Here is a 19,927-nt window from a genome sequence, read left to right on the forward strand (position 1 = left end):
CGATCCTTCGCAGCCCCGCCGTGCGACACGCCCTTCCATGACTTACATCCTTCTCGCCGTCGCTTTCAGCGTCGCCGTCTCGGTCCTGCTCAAGCTCGCGCGCCGCGCGAACATCGACATCGTGCAGGCGGTGGCGACGAACTATGTCGTGGCCGCGGCGCTTTCCGTCTGGCTGCTTCACGCGACGCCACAAGCCGCCATCGATGCGAAAGCCACCTATGTGCCGCTGGTGGTGCTTGGCGTCTTGTTGCCGGCGATCTTCCTGATGCTGGCGCGGTCGGTCCGCAGTGCCGGCATCGTTCGCACCGACGTGGCGCAGCGCCTTTCGTTATTTCTTGCGCTTATCGCGGCGTTCGTCTTCCTCGGCGATACGCTCACCGGCATCAAGTCGCTGGGCATCGCCCTCGCCCTCGCCGCGGTGCTCTGCGTGCTCTGGCGAAAGGAGCGCGGCAGCATGGAGCGCGGTGGCTGGCTGGCGCCGCTGTCCGTATTCGTGGGTTTCGGCGCGATCGATATCTGCTTCAAGCTGATCGCACAGGCGGGCGCCCCGTTCGCGAGCGCCCTGCTCGCGTCGTTCCTCATCGCCATGGTGCTGTGCTGGATCGCGGTGCTGGTGCGCGCCGCCAGGCGGCAGGCGCCGGTCACGGCCCGCAGCCTGGGTTTCGGCGTGCTATTGGGTGCCGCGAATTTCGCGAACATCCTGTTCTACGTGCGTGGCCATCAAGCCTTGCCGAAAGACCCGTCGCTCGTGTTCGCGTCGATGAACGTGGGCGTCGTGGTGCTCGGCGCCCTCGTGGGCGCCTTCGGTTTCAAGGAACGCCTCGCGGCGGTCAACTGGCTGGGCGTGGCCCTGGCGATCGGCGCGATCGGCGTGATGACGATCGCCTGATCGCGGGAACTGTTACAACCGCCGTGGCGCCGTCGAGCCGCGCACGACGAGATCCGGGCTGAACCCTTCGTTCTCGATCATCGGGTCGTTATCCTCGCGTTCGAGTTCCGCGATGAGGCGTTGCGCCGCGTGGCGGCCGATTTCTTCCGTGTTCTGACGCGCGGTGGTCAGCGCGGGCCACGACTGTTTCGAGAACGGGCTGTCCTCGAAGCCGGCGATGGACAATTCCCAGGGCACGTCCACGCCACCGGAACGCGCGGCGGCGAGCACGCCGGCGGCGATCTCGTCGTTGGAGCCGAAGATCGCCGTGGGCGGCTCCTTCAAGGCGAGCAGCTTGCGCGCGCCGCGGAAGCCATCGTCGAACGAATAGTCGCCCTCCACCACGAGCTTCTTGTCCACCGCGATGCCGTACTCGCGCAGCGCGTCTTCGTATCCCTGGTAACGCTCGGGGCTGGAGCGGTGCTCCTTGCCACCCCAGAGGAAACCGATGCGGTGGTGGCCGAGCTGGATGAGGTGTTCGGTGATGGCGTAAGCCGCGTCGCGGTCGTCGACGAAGACGCAGGGCCAGCCGTCCTTCGGGTCCTGCCGTGCCGAGATGATCCGCACGAAAGGCACTTTCTGCTCGGTCAGCGTCGCCAGCAGGCCCGGCTGCTCGGACATGGGCGGGCAGAGCACGAGGCCCGCCAGCCGGTTGCGCCGTACCAGGTCGCCCAGCTGCTCTGCCAGGCGGGATGCGGAGGAATCGCAAGGATGGATCTGCAAGCCGAAGCCACGTTCGCGGCATACCGAGAGCACGCCGTTCTGCATGGCGATGACGTAGTGCGCATTGGGGTTGTCGTACACCAGGCCCAACGCGTACGTGCGTGAGCTGCGCAGGCTCCGCGCGGCCTGGTCCGGCTGGTAGTCGAGCGCCTCGATCGCGCGTTGTACCCTTTCACGGGTACGCGCGTGGACGGACGGCTCGTGGTTGATCACGCGGGAGACGGTCTTGAGCGATACGCCCGCGCGCTCGGCGACGTCCTTAATGGTAGGGCTACGCAATCTACGACCCCTCAATAACAAGACGGCCATCCTAGCGGATGGCCGTTATTTAGCGAAGGCGGGACATCAGTCCCTGACGTGCTGCCCGACCCGGTGGCCCGCGGCGCCGTAGTACAGGATGTACAGGTAGCAAGGGACCATCAGGCACAGGAACACGGCCTGGAAGTCGTAGGTCTGTTTCAGGTGGGCGAAGATCACCGGAATGATCGCGCCGCCGGCGATGCCCATGATGAGGAAGGCGGATCCGAACTCGGTGAGGGCACCCAGGCCCTTGATCGCCAGCGGGAAGATCGCCGGCCACATCATGGCGTTGGCGAAGCCCAGCGCGGCGACGAAGCCCACCGAGACATAGCCGCTGGTGACGTAGGTGCCGATCGAGAAGGCCACGCCCAGCACGGCGGAGAAAGCCAGGTAACGCTGCTGCGAAATGAACTTCGGAATCAGGAGCAGGCCGGCGACATAACCCACCAGCATCGCGATGAGCGTGTACGAGGTGAAATGCTGGGTGTCGGCGGGGGTCATGCCGAAGCCCTGGCCGTACGTGCCGATGGCGTCGCCCGCCATCACTTCCACGCCCACGTAGACGAACAGGCAGAGCACACCCAGCCACAGGTGAGGAAAGCTGAAGAGGCTGCCTTTGGCATGACCGATGGCGCGTTCGGAATTGTCGCTCGACGGCTTGATCTCCGGCAGGGAGGAACGGACCACCCATACCGCCAGCACCACGAGGAGACCGGCCATCACCATGTACGGCAGGTGCACCTTCGCCGCGAAGGCGGCGAGCAACGCATCCTTCGCCTCGGGGGACGCGGCCGCCGCGATCTGCTTGTCGAAGTTGCCGATGTCGCTCATCACCACCGCGCTGAACACGAACGGTGCCGCCGCGCCGGCGAGCTTGTTGCAGATGCCCATGAAGGCGATGCGCTGCGCACCGCTGTCGATGGGGCCGAGGATGGAGATGTACGGGTTGGACGCGGTCTGCAGCAGCGAGAGGCCGGCGCCGATCACGAACAGGCCGGTCAGCGCGCCCGGATAGACGCGCATCGTGACGAACTGGCCGAACATCACCGCGCCGATCGCCATCACGAACAGGCCCAGGCCCATGCCTTTCTTCATGCCGGTTTTCTTCAGGATGAAGGACGAGGGCAGGGCGAGGAAGAAATACGACAGGTAGAAAGCCATCGGCACGAGGAACGCGTTCACGTCGTCGAGGTTGAAGGCGAGCTTGACGAAGGTGATCAGTGGCCCGTTAAGCCAGGTGACGAAGCCGAAGATAAAGAACAGGACGCCGATGATGATCATCGGGACCAGGCTGGAATGACGCGTCTCGTCGACGGCGACCGCGGTGGACGACATGGGTGGCTCCCCTCGTGTGGTGTTCGGCATCCGGAACGGCGGCACCGCCGGACACGCCCGATTTGTCCCTTTATTGACTCGTGTGCGTAACGTTGTCAATCGCCACGAGGGCGTGCGGCATGACCGATGGCAGGGGACGCCACTTTCGATGCCGCGGCGCGTCAAGCCACTGATCCTTCATGCGACGCGCGTGCCAGGCGCCATATGTGGGCCCGGCCACGAATCGCGCGGCTTGCGTGGGGACGGATTCCTGTTGCAGCGCGTTATGGAATGAAGGTTGTCCTAGCCATTTGTCTTGTTGACAACGTTGTCATCGGGCTCACAGACTCGGCGGCAACAGGGGAGCCACAAGGGGCGCGGGATGGGCGAATCGGCCAAACAACGGGGAATCGTGCGTGCATCGCGGAACGGGGCGTTCATCGCCGCCGACGTGGGCGGCACACATGCCCGTATCGGCCTGGTTCGTCGTGCCGCCGGTTCCTCCGCCATCGAAGTGCTTCGCTACGAACGTTATGCCTGCGCCGAGTGGCCCAGCCTGACCGCCGTCCTGCAGGATTTCGTCGGCCAACTGGAAGGCCGGGACGCGATCGAGCATTGCGCGGTGGCCAGCGCGGGTTACGTTCTTGGCGACGCCATCGTCAATGAGAACCTTCCCTGGCCGGTCTCCATCGGCGATATCCGTCAGACCCTTGGGCTGACCGGGCTCGCCGTCGTCAACGACTTCGAAGCCGTGGCCTACGCCTGCCAATTCCTGCAGGGCCACGAAACCACGCCTATCATCGAGTCGGCCGCCGCACCGGCCGAGGGTCCGATCCTGGTGATGGGACCCGGAACGGGGCTCGGCTCCGCGGTGCTCCTGCCCGGCAAGCCGCATGCGACCGTACTGCCGACCGAAGCGGGCCAGATTTCCCTGGCTCCGGGCAACGAGCGCGAGGTCGCCATCCTCGGCGAACTCGCCCGCGACCGCGATTACGTATCCTACGAGACCGCGCTGTCCGGCCCGGGCCTCCTCAATCTCTATCGAGCCATTTCCACGCTGCGCGGCACGCGCGCGACGTTGCCCCATCCGGCCGCCGTGACCGGCGCCGCGCTCGACGGCAGCGACATCGCCGCGAGCGAGGCGCTGGACGTCTTCTGCGGCCTGCTCGGCAGCTTCGTCGGCGATCTCGCCATGCTCTACGGCGCCCGTGGTGGCGTGTACCTCGCTGGCGGCATCCTGCCGCAGGTACGCGACCGCCTGCTCGCCAGCAGCTTCTCCACCAGGTTCTTCAACAAGGGCGTCATGCGCGCCTTTCTCCAGCAAGTGCCGGTACGTCTGATGGACCACGGACAGTTGGGTGTGATCGGTGCCGCCGGTCTCTACCTGCACGGTTCGACCGCTCAGTGAAGAGCGGGAAAGGAACGCTCGCTTAGTTCAAAAACCGGGCCGCAAGGCCCTTCGATAGCAACGAAGCACGGCGCGGCCGCGAAACCCGTCGTCGCTACATCCTCTGAGGGGAGGACATCATGTCGCATCGTAGAAACCTGCTTACGGCGAGCATCGTCGCCGGATTGTGTTGTTTCACCGGGATCGCCGCCGCGCAAGACGCCGCGCCGCCTCCGGCGAAGCCCCAGACCGCCCAGGAAAAGGCGGACGCCGCCAAGGCCGCCCAGCTCGAGGGCATCACCGTCACCGGCATCCGCGCCAGCCTCGAGAAGTCGCTGGACACCAAGCGCAACGCCGACGCCGTCGTCGAAGCGGTCACCGCCGAGGACATCGGCAAGTTCCCCAACACCAACGTCGCCGAAGCGATGACGCAGATTCCCGGCGTCGTGATCGACCGTGCGTTCGGCCAGGGCGACCGTGTGTCCATCGACGGCACCGACCCCAGCCTCAACCTCACCTTCCTCAACGGCCAGCCGATCTCGCAGACGCCGTGGCAGTACGGCGCGCAGCCGAACCGCGGATTCGACTTCACCATGCTCGCCCCGGAAATCGTCGGCCGCCTGGAAGTCTACAAGTCGCCCGAAGCGCGCCTGCCGGAAGGCAGCCTCGGTGGCACGATCCTGCTGCATACGCTGGAGCCGCTGGACCTGCCCGCCAACACGATCCGCGGTTCGTTTGGCCTGAACTACAACGACCAGGCCACGCCCGGCACGCGTCCGAACGCGTCGGCGCTGTACAGCTGGAAGAACGCCGGCAACACCTTCGGCGTGATCGGTTCGATCCAGCACTACGAAGAGAAGATCGATCGCCAGGGCTTCGAGATCTTCAGCTACAGCCCGGTATCGAAGTGGGCCGCCAGCCCCGCCGTGGCCGCGGGCATCGCCAACGGCACGCTCGATCCCAACGCGAAGGTGCCCGACGAGGTGAACTCGGCGTGGTTCCAGCAGAAGCGTAAGCGCGACACAGCCACGCTCGGTTTCCAGATCCGTCCGACGGACAACTGGGACATCGACATCAACAACCTGTTCGTGCGCGAGAACTTCGATAACTGGAACCAGTCGCTGTATCCGTTCACCGGCGCCACGCCGGGCAACGTCACCAGCTTCAACCAGGGCCCGAATGGCGTCGTCACCGGCGGCCATGTCTGCGGCAACGATACGGTCGGCTGCCCGGCGATCGCGCAGGGCACGTTTGACAGCAACATCCGCAAGTCCGTGGTGCGCACGTCGGCGTTCGACCTGAAGTCGACCTATCGCGGCGACGGCTGGAAGCTGGGCGGCGCGGCCGGCTACAGCAAGGCGACCAACGACAACATCTCGCAGGCGGTGATGGAGCCGGTCTACGCCGGCGGCTACACCTGGGACATCAACAAGGGCTTCGCCTTCGACAACCCGGCCGCCGCGCGCGACCCGGCGAACTGGCACATGGGCGACGTGGATGGCCTCGGCGGCTGGCCGGGTAACTACGGCGACTACTCGGCGCAGTCGCGTGACACCTACGCCCAGCTCGACTTCTCGAAGTACTTCGATTCGTTCTTCAACGAACTGGCTTTCGGCTATCGCTGGAACCGCCATGAAGAAGGCATGCAGGCGCATGTCTACGGCGGCAACGCGCCGACCAACCTCGCCGCGCTCGGCTTCGGTGGCTTCACCGACACGCTGGACGCGTTCGACGGCGCGCTGGACGGCTCGTCGAGCCACGTGATGCCCGACCGCAACGCCCAGTACGCGTGGGTGCGCAACACGAACGGCGGCAACGAGGACGCCGGCACCTACCTCAACGGCACGTACAAGCTGGTGGAGAAGACCAACGCCGCCTATGTGCAGGGCAACTTCGCCGGCGGCGACTTCCACGGCAACGTGGGCTTCCGTTACGTCGACACCAAGACCGACGGCACGGGCTTCGTCTACAGCGGCGCCCCGGTGCTTCCCGCGCCGGCCGGTTCCTGGCAGACCTCGTCCAAGACCACGAAGAACTGGCTGCCCAGCCTGAACGTGGCCTACGACGTGAGTGAAGACGTGGTGCTGCGACTGGCGGCGGCGAAGGTGATCGCCCGCCCGCCGTACAACATGCAGGTGAACAACCTGTTCCTCAACGACTCCGTGCTCACCGGCTCGGGTGGTAACCCCGACCTGAAACCGTACAAGTCGAAGAACTTCTCGCTTTCCGCCGAGTGGTACTTCGCGCCGCAGTCGTACGTGGCGTTGACCGGCTTCTACAAGAAGATCGAGAACTACACCTTCGTCGATTCCGCGCCGGAGCAGCAGTTCAACTCGGGCATCTTCAACGACCAGACGACGTTCGCCCGCCAAGTCGCCCAGGGCCTGTGCACGCCGGACGGCTTCTGCACCTATAGCATCAGCCGCCCGCGCGATACCGGTTCGGGCAAGGTGCGCGGTGGCAGCCTGAGCTACCAGCAGGCGTTCTGGGATACGGGTTTCGGCATGACCGCCAACTACACGTATGCCAAGGGCACGCTGGATTCGGGTGGCTCGCTGCCGTACAACTCGAAGAACTCGTACTCGATCAGCCCGTACTACGAAATGGGTCCGTTCAGCGCCCGCGTCACCTACAACTGGCGTGGCAAGTACCTCGCCGGCGGTTACATCGCCGGTGCGCCGCCGGCCACCACGGCCGACTACGCCGACCTCGGTGCGACCCTGGGCTGGAAGCTCAACAAGCAGGTGTCGTTCACCCTCGCGGGCATGAACCTCACCAACGAGAAGTACAAGCAGTACCTCGGCATCACGGCGATGCCGGTAGCCAAGTACACCACCGGCCGCCGCTACATGGCTTCGGTGCATTTCGACCTCTGATAGCGCGTCCCGAACGTGCGGCCACGGACGGCCGCACGCGCACCCCTCGAAGCTCCATTCCCCTCGGGCCCGACGCATCTTCATCGGGCCCGTTTTTTTTTGGACGAAACCCCGGTGGGAGCCGACCCTGTCGGCGATGGGTGCTTGCCTCACGCCCCGGTGGGAGCCGACCTTGTCGGCGATGGGTGCTTGCGTCAGGCCCTGGTGGGAGCCGACCTTGTCGGCGATGGGTGCTTGCCTCGACCTGGCCCGCTGCCGCGGGATCGCCGACAGGGTCGGCTCCCACCAGGGCGTCGGCTCCCGGCCACTCTGTTTTTCGGCCACGATAGGCAGCGTCACCGGTTACCGCCACAATCCACCGATCCACCGATCCACCGATCATCAACCGATACGACAGGAGCCCTCGATGCGCCGAATCCTCCTCCTCGCCATGGCCGCAGGCCTTGCCGCCTGTGCCAGCCCGCCGAGGCATGAAGCCGGTCCCGTCGACGACACTCCGCTATCCCTCATTCCCATGCCCGCTCAGTTGCAGCGCACGCCCGGGCATTTCCGCCTCGATGCGAGCACGCCGATAAGAGTGGCACCCGGCGACACCCAGGCGAAACGCGTCGCCGTCCAGCTGCAGGGTTGGATCCGTCAGGCCAAGGGCTTCGCACCGGCCATCGTCGAAGGCAAGCCGAAGAGCGGCGGCATCGCCCTCGCCACGGTATCGAGCATCAAGGGACGCGAGGCGTACACGCTCGACGTCGACGGCAGCGGCGTGCGTATCGCCGCCAATGACGAGACCGGCCTGTTCTACGGTGCGGTGACCTACTGGCAGTTGCTCACCGACCCGACGGCGCAGAACGGCGTGCCCGGCGTGCGTATCGTCGACGCGCCGCGCTTCGAATGGCGCGGTCTCATGCTCGACTCCAGCCGCCATTTCCAGTCGGTGAACGAGATCGAGCACCTGCTCGACCAGATGGCGATGCACAAGCTCAACACCTTCCACTGGCACCTGACCGACGACCAGGGCTGGCGCTTGCAGATCGACAAGTATCCGAAGCTCACGGAAACCGGCGCGTGCCGCAAGCCCGTCGGCCCCGACGTCGCGTTGACCGGCGATCCCGATCGTCCGTACTGCGGCTTCTATACGCAGGACGAGGCGAAGCAGATCGTGGCTTACGCGGCCGAGCGTCACATCACCGTGGTGCCGGAGATCGAGATGCCGGGCCACGCGCAGGCCGCGGTCGCCGCGTATCCGAAGGTCGGCGCCGGTGGAAAGAAACTCGCCGTCTCGTCGGACTGGGGCGTGAACACCGCCCTGTACAACGTCGACGACGGCACCTTCGTCTTCCTGCAGGACGTGCTCGACGAGGTCATGACGATCTTCCCGTCAACGTATATCCACGTCGGTGGCGACGAGGCGGCGAAGGACGAGTGGGAACGTTCGAAGACGGTGCAGGCGAAGATGAAATCCCTCGGCATCACCGACGAGGAGCAGATGCAGGGCTGGTTCATCGCGCGCATCGGCGACTACCTGGAGAAGCACGGCCGTCGCCTGATCGGCTGGGACGAGATCCTCGACGGCAAGGTGCCGGCCAGTGCCACGGTGATGTCATGGAGGGGCACCAAGGGGGCGGTCAAGGCCGCCAACGCCGGCCATGACGTCGTGTTGGCGCCGTCGCCCACGCTGTACCTCGACCAGTTGCAATCCTCCCTGCCGGATGAACAGCCTGGCCGTCCATCCGGCCAGACGTTGAAGACGCTCTACGACTTCGAACCCGTGTCGGCGGAAATCGCGCCGGACAAGGCCAGTCACGTGCTGGGCGCGCAGGTCACGGTGTTCAGCGAGTACCTGCCGAACTGGTACCGCACGCAGCACGCCATCTTCCCGCGCATGGCCGCGCTGGCCGAGCGCACGTGGTCGCCCAAGGCGGACTGGAGCGGCTTCATCGCACGCCTTCCGGCGCAGATGTCGCGTTACCGCGCGGCAGGCATCGTTCCTTCCGATGGCGCCTACGCGGTCGCCATCAAGGCCGAGGCGGCCGGCACGGACAAGGCGAAGGTGACGCTGTCCAACCAGACCGGCTACGGCACGCTTCGCTATACCACCGACGGCTCCGCGCCGACGTCGCAGTCCACCGCGTATAGCGGCCCGTTCGATGTGCCGCTTCCGACCACGGTTCGCGCCAATGCGTTCGCCGGTGGTTTCGGCCTGGCCGGTCCACGCGATCGCGCCATCGATGCGGCGTCGCTGCTGCGGCGGTCCAGTGACGAACTGGACACGTGCAGCGACAAGCTCGTGCTGCGGTTGGAGTCGCCCAACGCCGTGAACGGCCAGCGCCCCGTGTACAAGGTAGACATCATGGACACCTGCTGGATGTGGAAGGGCGTGAAGCTGGACGGCCGTTACGGCATCGCCGTAACGGTGGACCGCCTGCCCTACAACTACGCGCTGTGGAAGGACGCCAAGGGCATCGTGGCCCGCAAGGCGCGTTCGGGTGCGGGTGAACTGGAAGTGCACCAGGACACCTGCGACGGGCCCAGGCTCACCAGCATCCCGCTGGGGAAGGCGAAGGACGGCCGCGCCACGTTGGACGGCATCCTGCCCAAACGCGAAGGCACGCACGACCTGTGCTTCGTCGTTACCGGCAAGCCCGGCCCGAAGCTATGGGTACTGGGAGACGTGCAGCTGCGCTGATTCTGTGGGAGAGGGTCGGTGCCCTGGTGGGAGCCGACCCTGTCGGCGATGGGCGCTTGCCGTAACCTGGCCCGCTGCCGCGGGATCGCCGACAAGGTCGGCTCCCACCAGAGCAGGTTCCCACCACCAGAGCAGGTAGCCGCAAGAGCTGGTTTTCACCAAGCTGGCTTCAGGCCGGCAGGGTGCGCATGTCGGCCTTGCGCTGCAAGGCCGAGCGGGCTTCGCGCTCGTCGTCGCCTTCCAGCGGCGTGAGCGTGACGAACTTGCCGGCGATCATCGCGGCCAGTGGAATGCCGTCGCGGATGGCGATGCGGTTGCCGATCGTCGACGGTACCTTGCCGCCAGCGACGATGCCGCCGACGAGGTTCAGCGGGTCGGTGCCCGCGATGCATACGATCTCGCCGTCGTGGGCGCGGTGGCGAATCTGGCGCAGCGCCGCCAGCGCCTCGGGCAACGCGAACTGCTCGCCGACCAGGCCGTCGACGAAGCGGCCCCCGCGGATCTCGCCGCGCGCCTCGAGACGGTGATACACGCGGCGTAGCTCACGCCACGCCGGCAACCACGCCGCCTCGCGTTCGAGGATGCGCCAGCTGACCACGCCGTAACGGCGCAGCAGCGTGCGCGCGATATGCTCGAGGCCATCGGCGTCGTTGCGCTGTTCGCTGGGCCGTCGCGCCAACGCCCAGCGGCCGGCGTCCTCGATGCCGCTGAGCATGTGCCGGCGTGTACGCCGGTGACGGCTTCCGTTTCGCTTGGCGGCGGGAAGCAGGAGCGCACGCAATCCGACGAAGCTATCCGCCGTGGCGCGGCCCGCGGCGACCAGCTCGCCGAGCGCGTCTTCCAGCTCCGTGCGCAACAGGCGGGTGGTCGATGCCAGTTCATCGAAGAACAAGGCGCCTTCGTCACGCAAGGCGTCGGCAACGGCCTGCGCCCGCGACGACAGCGGCTGCTCGTCGTTCGCCGCAGGTGCCGCCGCCGACCAGATGGCCAACTGCCGGCGGGGCAACAGCACGATCGGTGTCGCGCGCACGGGTCCGCCGGTGCCGGTACCCAGGCGCAGCCGGCTCCAGACGACCCGGCCCGCACGGCAGAGGTCGTCGAGCCAGCCGATACTGTAGTCGCTGACGCGCGCCGGCAGCAGTTCCGATTCCCACGCGCCCGCCGCCGCTTCGAAGCCTTCGAGCTGGCCGATGACGCCCGCGAGGGCATCCGGCCCCGCTACCTGTGTCGCGCGCGTCACGTGTTGCCAGTCGAGCAGGAAGCGGAGGAAGTCGCGTGGTGCGACCGGTTCGATTTCCCGGCGCAGGCGCCCGATGGTGTAGCGATGGATGCGCGCGAGCAGATGGCGTTCGCACCATTCCACCTCGGAGGTGCCGGGCGAGAAGGGGCCACGCATGACATAGCCTTCGCTCTCCAGCGACGCCAATGCCAGCTCGACGTCGGCCATCGCCACCCCGAGGGCGGTGGCGATGGCGACGGCGGGGACCGGTCCGAGGCCACCGAGGCGCCCGCGAACGATATCCACGAGCGCGGCCTCGGGCGTCCAGGCTTGCGCCTCGAATTCGGCGGGCGCCGCGATGGCGGGTGTCATCACGGCGATGGGCCAGAGTGCGCGCCATGCGGGAAGGCGTTCCGCGGCGATCCACAAGGACACGCCGCCGTGCGAGAGCCGCGTCGCGCGCGCATCGGCCGACAAGGCGGCCAGCAGTTTCTCCCAGCCGGCGTTGTCGCGAACCTCGTCGAGCGTGACGGCGCCCAACTGGACCAGCGCCTCGTGCATCTCGTCGGCGCTGCGCGCTTCAGGCCACGCTTCGTCACGCACCGAGGCTATGGCTTCTGCATCGAGCCGGCCGAGATCGTCGGCGCTCCCGGCTTCGTTCCAACGACGCGATTGCACGGCTTGCGTGCGGCGTTCTTCCAACGGCGCGTCGTCGAGGAAGGCGTACGGCGCCGCGCTGAGCACCTCGGCGGCCAACGGCGAGGGCGTGGCGAGATCGCGCGCGACCATGGTGATGGCCCCCGATTCCAACCCGCGCAGCACGCCGAGCAGTCCTTCGCTATCCATCGCCTCGTGCAGGCAATCCTCGAGCGTCTGCTTCACCAGCGGGTGGTCGGGTATCTCACGCTCGCCGGCGAGGTTCTCGGCACAGGCGACCTGGTCGGGGAAGACCGTGGCGAGCAGGTCTTCGCTCTTCATCCGCTGCAACTGTGGCGCGACCTTCTTGCCACCGGTGAATCGCGGCAGGGCCAGCGCCGTCGTGGCGTTCCAACGCCAGCGCACGCCGAACAAGGGTGCATCGAGCAGTGCCTGGATCAGCACGTGCTCGGCCGAGTTCGAATGCAGGTAACGGGCGACTTCGTCCAACGGGAAGCTGTGACTGGTGGATAGCGAGAGCACGATCGCGTCTTCCGTGGCGGCCGCCTGCAATTCGAAGTTGAACTTGCGGCAGAAGCGCTTGCGCAACGCGAGGCCCCAGGCGCGATTGATGCGGCTGCCGAAGGGTGTGTGGATGATGAGTTGGGTGCCGCCCGACTCGTCGAAGAATCGCTCCATCACCAGCGTGTCGTGCGTCGGCAGGGCACCGAGCGCGGCGCGCGCACGGAACAGGTAATCGACGATCTGTTCGGCCGCCGCCCGGGACAGCGACAGCGTGCCCATGAGATAGGCAAGGGCTGCATCGCGGCCGCCTTCGTCGAACGCCGCCGAGATATCGGCGCGCAGGCGCGATACACCCTGGGAGAGTTCGTCCGTGCGGCCCGGTGCCTCACCGAGCCAGAACGGGATGTTCGGCGGCGCGCCTTGCGCATCCTCCACGCGCAAGCGGCCCATCTCGACGCGCAGGATGCGATACGAGCGGTTGCCCAGCTGGAAGACGTCACCCGCGAGGCTTTCCACCGCGAAGTCTTCGTTCACCGTGCCGACGACGACCGCCTGCGGTTCCAGCAGCACGTTGTAGTCGCCGGTGTCGGGAATGGTGCCGCCGGAGGTGACGGCGGTCAGCCGTGCGCCACGGCGCTCGCGCAGGCGCTTGTTCACGGCGTCGCGATGGATGTACGAACCACGCGGACCCACGCGCGTCGTGAACCCTTCGGCGAGCATGCGCACGGTCTCGTCGAAAGTCTCGCGCTTCAGGGCGCGGAAGGGATAGGCGCGGCGGACGAGGTCGAACAAAGCGTCCTCATCCCATTCCTGGCAGGCGACCTCGGCCACGATCTGCTGGGCGAGCACGTCGAGCGGTTCGCGGGGGAAGATCAGTGCATCGAGTTCTCCGCGGCGCACGCAGTCGAGCAACGCCGCGCATTCGACGAGATCGTCGCGCGACGTGGGAAACAGGCGTGCTTTCGGCGTGCCGCCCACGGCATGCCCGGCACGGCCCGCGCGTTGCAGGAAGGCCGCGATGGAACGCGGTGAAGCGATCTGGCACACCAGGTCGACATCGCCGATATCGATACCCAGTTCGAGCGATGCCGTGGCGACGAGCGCGCGCAATTCGCCGCGCTTCAGCCTTTGCTCGGCGTCGAGGCGTTGCTCGCGTGAAAGGCTGCCGTGGTGCGCGGTGACCGCCTCCTTGCCGAGTCGCTCGGAAAGATGGCGGGACACGCGTTCCGCCATGCGCCGGGTATTGACGAAGACGAGCGTGGTGCGGTGCTGCTCGATCAGGTTTCCCAGCCGGTTGTAGACCAGTTCCCACATGTCGTTCGACATCACCGCCTCGAGCGGCACCGGCGGCACCTCGAGCGCGAGGTCGCGACGCCGCGAGTGCCCGATGTCGACGATGGCGCAATCGTCGCGCTCGTTGCCGGTGAGGAAGGCGGCGACCTTCTCGATCGGCTTCTGCGTGGCGGAGAGCCCGATGCGCGTGATACGGCGCTGGGCGAGGGACTCCAGCCGCTCCAGCGAGACGGCTAGATGGCTGCCGCGCTTGCTCGCCGCGACGGCGTGGATCTCGTCGACGATCACCTCGCGGATATCGCGCAGCATGGCCCGGCCGGACTCGGAGCCGAGCAGCACGTAGAGCGACTCCGGCGTGGTCACGAGGATATGCGGCGGCCGGCGTTTCATCCGCTCGCGGTCGGACGCCGGCGTGTCGCCCGTGCGCACGGCGCTGCGTATCTCCAGATCGGGCAGGCCCTGCTGGCGAAGTTCCTCGCGGATGCCCGCCAGCGGCGCTTCCAGGTTGATCCGGATGTCGTTCGACAACGCTTTCAGCGGAGACACGTAGAGGATGCTCGTGCGATCGCGCAAGCCGCCGTCTTCCACGCCTTCGCGCACCAGCATGTCGATGGCGGAGAGAAACGCGGTGAGCGTCTTGCCCGAGCCGGTCGGCGCGGCCACAAGGGTATGACGGCCGGAACGTATCGCTGGCCACGCCGCGGCCTGGGCCGCCGTGGGCTCTGGAAACGTGCTCGCGAACCATCGGGCGACGGCGGGATGGAAAGCGGCGAGTGGCGTCGACTTTTGTGAATTCATTGAATCACTTAAGTGGGGCCTGACGCCCCGGTTGGCAAGCCGGAGAGTAACCCGGGACGGTCGCATGGGTTGCGATGAAAGCGTTACTTGGCGATGGTTGGCGTTTCCCCCGGATCGAATCGTGACCATGCCCGATATCGCGCGCCGCACCACCCTCGCCATCGCCCTCGCCGCCGGCCTTGCCGGCACCGTCCAGGCCGCGCCGCCGGCCGAGCGGCCGTGGATGGACCGTTCGCTTTCGCCGGACCGGCGTGCCGAACTGATCGTGGCGGCCATGACCGACGATGAGAAATTCCGGCTGATCCGGTCCGACTTCGGCCAGAAGAACGACAAGTTGCCCCACCCGGCGGACTCCCTGGATGGCGCCGGCTATGTGCCTCCCATCCCGCGCCTGGGCTTGCCGGTGTTGAACGAGACCGATGCCGGCCTTGGCGTGACCCGCCCCGGCAGCGATCAGGCGGGCGCGATCTCCCTGCCCGCCGGCCTCGCCACCGCGGCCAGCTTCGACCCCGCCGTGGCCCGCGCCGGCGGCCGCATGATCGGTGGCGAAGCGCGCGGCAAGGGCTACGGCGTGATCCTCTCCGGCGGCGTCAACCTCGTGCGCGACCCGCGCAACGGACGCAACTTCGAGTACGCCGGCGAAGACCCGGTGCTGGCCGGCACCATGGTCGGTGCTGCGGTGAAGGGCATCCAGGAGCGCAAGGTCGTCGCCACGGTGAAGCATTTCGCCATCAACGACCTCGAGTCCGGGCGCAATACGCTGAGTGCCGACATCGATCCGGTCGCCTTGCGCGAGTCGGACCTGCTGGCCTTCCAGCTCGCCATCGCCAAGGGCGATCCGGGGTCGGTGATGTCCTCGTACAACCGGGTCAACGGTACCTACGCCGGAGAGCACGACTGGCTGCTCAACCAGGTGCTCAAGCAGGAATGGGGCTTCAAGGGATGGGTCATGTCCGACTGGGGCGGCGTGCACAGCGCGGCCAAGGCCGCGATGGCCGGCCTCGATCAGGAGTCCGCGGGCGAGGTATTCGACAAGGAGGTGTTCTTCGACAAACCCCTGCGCGAGGCCTATGCGGCGGGGCAGTTCCCGAAGGCGCGCCTGGACGACATGGTGAAACGCATCATGCGCAGCCTGTTCGCGCATGGCGTCATCGACGAACCGATGAAGAAGACCAAGGTGCCGTACGAGGCCGACCGCGTCGTGGCGCGCGACACCCTCGAAGCGGGCGCGGTGCTGCTGCGTAACGAAGCCGGCTTGCTGCCGCTGGCACGGAAGGGCCAGTCGATCGCCGTGATCGGCGGCCATGCCGACAAGGGCGTGCTCGGCGGTGGTGGATCGTCGCTGGTTTCCGATGTGGCGGGCGACCCGGTTCCCGGCCTGGAGCCGAAGGCATGGCCGGGCCCGATGAAGTACCACGCGTCGGCACCGCTCACGTTCATCCAGAAGCTCGCGGGCGGAAAGGTGAGCTTCGATCCGGGTACCGATCCGGCGGCCGCCGCCAAGGCCGCGGCCGGCGCGGATGTGGCTGTCGTCTTCGTCACCAAGTGGGCGGCTGAATCGTTCGACTGGACGGACCTCTCGCTGCCGGACAACCAGGACGCGTTGGTCGCCGCCGTGGCCAGGGCCAACCCGAAGACGATCGTGGTGCTGGAGACCAATGGCCCGGTGAATATGCCCTGGCTCGGCCAGGTCGGCGCCGTGATGGAAGCCTGGTATCCCGGCTCGGGTGGCGGCGAAGCCATCGCGCGCCTGCTTTACGGCGTGACGGCGCCCTCCGGGCGGTTGCCGGTGAGTTGGCCCAAGGACGAGTCGCAATTGCCGCGGACGACGATCGACGCGGCCGGCCTCTATTCCAAGGCGAAGCCCGCGGACAACGTCGACTACAACATCGAAGGCGCCGACGTCGGCTATCGCTGGTTCGAGAAGACGCACCGCGAACCGCTGTTCGCGTTCGGCCATGGCCTGACGTACACCAGCTTCGCGTACAGTGATTTCGCGGTCGACAAGGATGCGGCGGGCCATCCCGTGGCACATGTCACCGTGAAGAACACGGGCAAGGTGGCCGGTGCGGATGTGCCGCAGATCTACGTGACGGCGCCCGGCGCCGCCACGCGCCGCCTTGCCGGCTGGAGCAAGGTGAAGCTGTCGCCGGGTGCCAGCAGCCGCGTCGACATTCCGTTGGAGCCCCTCGCGCTCGCCCGCTACGACGACGCGGGCAAGCGCTGGCGCGTGGCACCGGGCCGTTACACGGTGAAGCTCGGCCGCTCGGCCAGCGACATCGCAGGTGAAGCGGCCGTCGAGGTCGCGGAGAGCTTCCCGGTGGTGAAGGCTCCCTGACGACGGGTCGGCGTGGTGGCGCTTGCCTCGTGCACGACGCCACGACACCGGCAGCGGTCACAATGGACGCATGAACCTGCGCCCTGCCCTCGCCTTCCTCGCTTCGGCCTTAGTCAGTGCATCGGCGTTCGCCGATCCGCCCGACTTCGACCGGCCGGGCGCCGGCTTCGCCACGACGGTGCTTCCCGCTGGCACGCTGGCGCTGGAACAAGGCCTGCCGACCTACGAACGCCAGCGCCAGGACGGTTTCCTCGATCGTACCTACACCGCCGACAGTCTCGTCCGTATCGGTCTCGGCGGCCCTGTCGAGTTTCAACTCGGCGGCTCGGCTTGGAATCGGCTGGAGGAGCGTGGGCAGGGTTCGCGCCGCCATGCGGTCGGCCACGGCGATACCAGCGTGGCGTTGAAATGGGCTCCTGCCGGTTCGGGCGATGCGGGTGCCTTCAGCTGGGCCGCGCTGGGCGAGGTGACGTTCGCGAATGGCGATGAGGACTTCGGCAACGGCGCGCGCCAGGTCAGCCTCGGCACGACGATGCAGTGGAAGCCGGACGACACGCACCAGAACACCTTGTACGCGAACCTCGACCGGCTGAAGGGCCGGAACACGTGGACGCTGGCGCCCACGTTCGGCCGCAAGTTCGGAAAGAACCTCCTCGCTTATATCGAGACGGACGCCATCCACGATGCGGAGGATGGCAACGAACTGCAGGCCGGGGGCGGCGTCGCCTATGAGGTGGGCGACCATGTGCAGCTCGACGCCTACGCGCTCCACCGTATCGGCCGCCACGGACCTTCCGTGGTCGCGGGCGTGGGCATCTCGATGTTCTTCGGCCGTTAGTTCGCCGGCGGCGTTTTGCGCTTCATCAGGCCGTTCGTGAAGAGGTATGCCGCCGTCTGGTAGTACGTGACGGCGTCTTTCGCGTCCACCGGATCCATATGCTCCACCGGCGTGGCGTCACCCGTCGTCTTCTGCGGAATCATCTCCTTCACCGGCTGGCGCGGGATCAGGGAGGTCAGCCGGTCGCCATGCAGGTAGCCGAGTTCCTGGTAGGTGCTCAGGAAGGCGCGCTCGCGGCCGGGCTCGATCTTGAAGATGTCGTACCCGTAGAAGCGCGAGGTATAGCTGAAATTGAGCATGCCAAGGATCGTCGGCGGGATGTCGATCTGGCTCATCAATCGATCCACGCGGCCCGGCGCCACGTGCTTGGGCGAGTAGATGAACAACGGAATGTGATAGCGGTCGACGGGCAGGCTGGTCTTGCCGGCGCTGGTCGCGCAATGGTCCGCCGTGATGACGAAGATAGTGTCGTCGAACCAGGGCTTGGTCGAAGCGCGCTTGAGGAAATCAGCGATCGCCCAGTCGGTATATTGCACGGCCGCGCGGCGCGAACCCTGCGGCAACTTCACCCGGCCTTCGGGGAAGGTGAAGGGCCGGTGGTTCGAAGTGGTCATCACGTGACCGAAGAACGGCTTGCCCTTCGCGTACGCGTCGTCCATGCGCTTCATCACGAGAGTGTAAAGATCCTCGTCGGCCACGCCCCACACGTTCTCCGCATGGATGTCCTTGTCGTCGATCGCACCGCGGTCCACGGCGGTATAGCCGTTGCTGGCGAAGAAGTGATCCATGTTGTCGAAGTAGCCGTAGCCGCCGTACAGGAACTCGGACTCATAACCCTTCGCGTTGAACACGTCGGCCAGGGACCAGAGTCCCTCGTTGTTCGGGCGCTTCACGATGGATTCGCCCGGCGTCGGCGGCACCGAAAGCGCCAGCGCTTCGAGGCCGCGCACGGTGCGCGTGCCGTTCGCATAGAGCTGGGTGAAGAACAGGCTCTTCGACGCCAGCGCATCGAGGTTCGGCATCAGGTGCTTGTGCTTGCTGACGTCGAGTCCTTCGACGTAATCGCCGGACAGGCTTTCGACGCTGATCAGCACGATGTTGAGTTTCTTTTCCGGTCCGCTCGCAGCGATCGTCCGGGTAATGTCCATCGGATCGCTGCTGGTGAAGGTCGACTCGGGCGTCTTCAGCAGGTTGCGGAGGTTGGCGAAGGCCTCGTCCTTGGGCAGCGTCGGGTAGTACTTCGCATAGTCCAGTTCGTTGTCGCGGAACGCGGCGAAGAACTGGTAGATGCCGTTGCCGGCCAGTTCATTCACGTAGTTGTTGCTCGAACGGTCCTTCATGGAGCCGTCGACGGCGAAGCTCACCGCGACGGTGAGCAGCAACCACACGCCCACCACGGCGCTGCGGCCGGGGAACCGCGAACCGTCGTCACGCGCGGCCAGGACGCGCCGGCTGAAGAACATCACCAGCACGGTGCCCAGCACGAGCAGGGCCGACCAGGTGCCGATCGGGTACGACTCGCGGATGTTGCCGACCACCTCGTGGGTATAGACCAGGTAATCCACCGCGATGAAGTTGAAGCGCGCGCTGAACTCGCCCCAGAACACCAGCTCGGCCGCGCCGAGGTAGAGCACGGCGAACGCCAGCACCGAGCACAGGCCGACGAAGATGCGGTGCCCCCAGCGCGACAGGTAGGCGCGCCGTGGCAGCAGCCATAGCGCCAGGAGCAAGGGCCAGGCGAAATAGATATAGGTGACCAGGTCGTAGCCCAGGCCGACCAGGAACAGGTACAGCCACTGGCCCAGGTTCGCCGGAACCTCGTGACGGGTTTTCACCAGCAGGATCAGGCGGACCAGGAAGGCCACGCCGACAAAGAGGCCGCCGAACCACAGGAGCGGCCGGAAACGCTGGCGAAGGGCGCCGGGGGCCGGAGAATCAGGACGCATGGAGCCTCACGAAACAGATCCGGCTCCGGGGACGGGCGCGGCATGTCTCGCAGGGTAAGAATCCGCGCTTACGTCGAGCTTTCCCCAACCTTAGTGGAACCTTTCACCGCCGGAACCGTTGGC

Annotated in this window: 10 protein-coding genes; 6 read left to right on the top strand and 4 right to left on the bottom strand. The window is 66.5% G+C overall.

Annotated features, from left to right (window positions below):
* Positions 1-37: 37 nt before the first annotated feature.
* Positions 38-889 carry an EamA/RhaT family transporter gene (locus QFZ41_RS10400; protein ID WP_429198701.1) on the top strand — a complete coding sequence of 284 codons (852 nt, stop codon included), beginning with the start codon at positions 38-40 and terminating at the stop codon, positions 887-889.
* A gap of 12 nt (positions 890-901) precedes the next feature.
* Here the strand turns inward: QFZ41_RS10400 and QFZ41_RS10405 are convergent, their stop codons facing one another.
* On the bottom strand, positions 902-1,930 hold the full coding sequence (locus QFZ41_RS10405) for a LacI family DNA-binding transcriptional regulator (protein WP_429198702.1): 1,029 nt from the start codon (positions 1,928-1,930) through the stop codon (positions 902-904).
* Positions 1,931-1,996: 66 nt separating this feature from the next.
* A complete protein-coding gene (locus tag QFZ41_RS10410; protein ID WP_429198703.1) occupies positions 1,997-3,286 on the bottom strand; it encodes a sugar MFS transporter in 1,290 nt (429 codons plus the stop codon).
* 361 nt (positions 3,287-3,647) lie between these two features.
* Between QFZ41_RS10410 and glk the strand changes: the two genes are divergently transcribed.
* From glk to QFZ41_RS10425, 3 genes are all read left to right on the top strand, one after another.
* A complete protein-coding gene (gene glk, locus QFZ41_RS10415) occupies positions 3,648-4,673 on the top strand; it encodes a glucokinase (protein ID WP_429198704.1) in 1,026 nt (341 codons plus the stop codon).
* A gap of 119 nt (positions 4,674-4,792) precedes the next feature.
* Positions 4,793-7,528 (top strand): TonB-dependent receptor, encoded by a 2,736-nt coding sequence (locus tag QFZ41_RS10420; RefSeq protein ID WP_429198705.1) that lies wholly within the window; start codon positions 4,793-4,795, stop codon positions 7,526-7,528.
* Between the two features lie 406 nt (positions 7,529-7,934).
* Entirely contained in the window at positions 7,935-10,211 is a 2,277-nt protein-coding gene (locus QFZ41_RS10425; protein ID WP_429198706.1) for a family 20 glycosylhydrolase, read from the top strand.
* 169 nt (positions 10,212-10,380) lie between these two features.
* On the opposite strand, the gene QFZ41_RS10430 is transcribed toward QFZ41_RS10425, so the two are convergent.
* Positions 10,381-14,682: a DEAD/DEAH box helicase gene (locus QFZ41_RS10430; RefSeq protein ID WP_429198707.1), complete on the bottom strand. Its 4,302-nt coding sequence runs from the start codon at positions 14,680-14,682 to the stop codon at positions 10,381-10,383.
* 127 nt (positions 14,683-14,809) lie between these two features.
* On the opposite strand from QFZ41_RS10430, the gene QFZ41_RS10435 reads away from it, so the two are divergent.
* Together QFZ41_RS10435 and QFZ41_RS10440 are read left to right on the top strand one after the other, a co-directional pair.
* The gene (locus QFZ41_RS10435; protein ID WP_429200215.1) at positions 14,810-17,020 is read left to right on the top strand and encodes a glycoside hydrolase family 3 C-terminal domain-containing protein; all 2,211 of its coding nucleotides are present in this window, start codon (positions 14,810-14,812) and stop codon (positions 17,018-17,020) included.
* Positions 17,021-17,090: 70 nt separating this feature from the next.
* Positions 17,091-17,858: a transporter gene (locus QFZ41_RS10440; RefSeq protein WP_429198708.1), complete on the top strand. Its 768-nt coding sequence runs from the start codon at positions 17,091-17,093 to the stop codon at positions 17,856-17,858.
* Here the strand turns inward: QFZ41_RS10440 and QFZ41_RS10445 are convergent.
* The gene (locus tag QFZ41_RS10445; protein ID WP_429198709.1) at positions 17,855-19,804 is read right to left on the bottom strand and encodes an LTA synthase family protein; all 1,950 of its coding nucleotides are present in this window, start codon (positions 19,802-19,804) and stop codon (positions 17,855-17,857) included. The two genes, QFZ41_RS10440 and QFZ41_RS10445, sit on opposite strands and share 4 nt — an antisense overlap.
* Positions 19,805-19,927: the final 123 nt, after the last annotated feature.

The organism is Luteibacter sp. W1I16 (assembly GCF_050434905.1).
In the GTDB taxonomy this organism is placed as follows: Bacteria; Pseudomonadota; Gammaproteobacteria; order Xanthomonadales; family Rhodanobacteraceae; genus Luteibacter.

Coding starts and splice junctions, on each gene's coding strand:
- QFZ41_RS10400 (WP_429198701.1), top strand. CDS start 38: ATGACTTACATCCTTCTCGCCGTCGCTTTCAGCGTCGCCGTCTCGGTC.
- QFZ41_RS10410 (WP_429198703.1), bottom strand. CDS start 3,286: ATGTCGTCCACCGCGGTCGCCGTCGACGAGACGCGTCATTCCAGCCTG.
- glk (WP_429198704.1), top strand. CDS start 3,648: ATGGGCGAATCGGCCAAACAACGGGGAATCGTGCGTGCATCGCGGAAC.
- QFZ41_RS10420 (WP_429198705.1), top strand. CDS start 4,793: ATGTCGCATCGTAGAAACCTGCTTACGGCGAGCATCGTCGCCGGATTG.
- QFZ41_RS10425 (WP_429198706.1), top strand. CDS start 7,935: ATGCGCCGAATCCTCCTCCTCGCCATGGCCGCAGGCCTTGCCGCCTGT.
- QFZ41_RS10430 (WP_429198707.1), bottom strand. CDS start 14,682: ATGAATTCACAAAAGTCGACGCCACTCGCCGCTTTCCATCCCGCCGTC.
- QFZ41_RS10435 (WP_429200215.1), top strand. CDS start 14,810: ATGCCCGATATCGCGCGCCGCACCACCCTCGCCATCGCCCTCGCCGCC.
- QFZ41_RS10440 (WP_429198708.1), top strand. CDS start 17,091: ATGAACCTGCGCCCTGCCCTCGCCTTCCTCGCTTCGGCCTTAGTCAGT.
- QFZ41_RS10445 (WP_429198709.1), bottom strand. CDS start 19,804: ATGCGTCCTGATTCTCCGGCCCCCGGCGCCCTTCGCCAGCGTTTCCGG.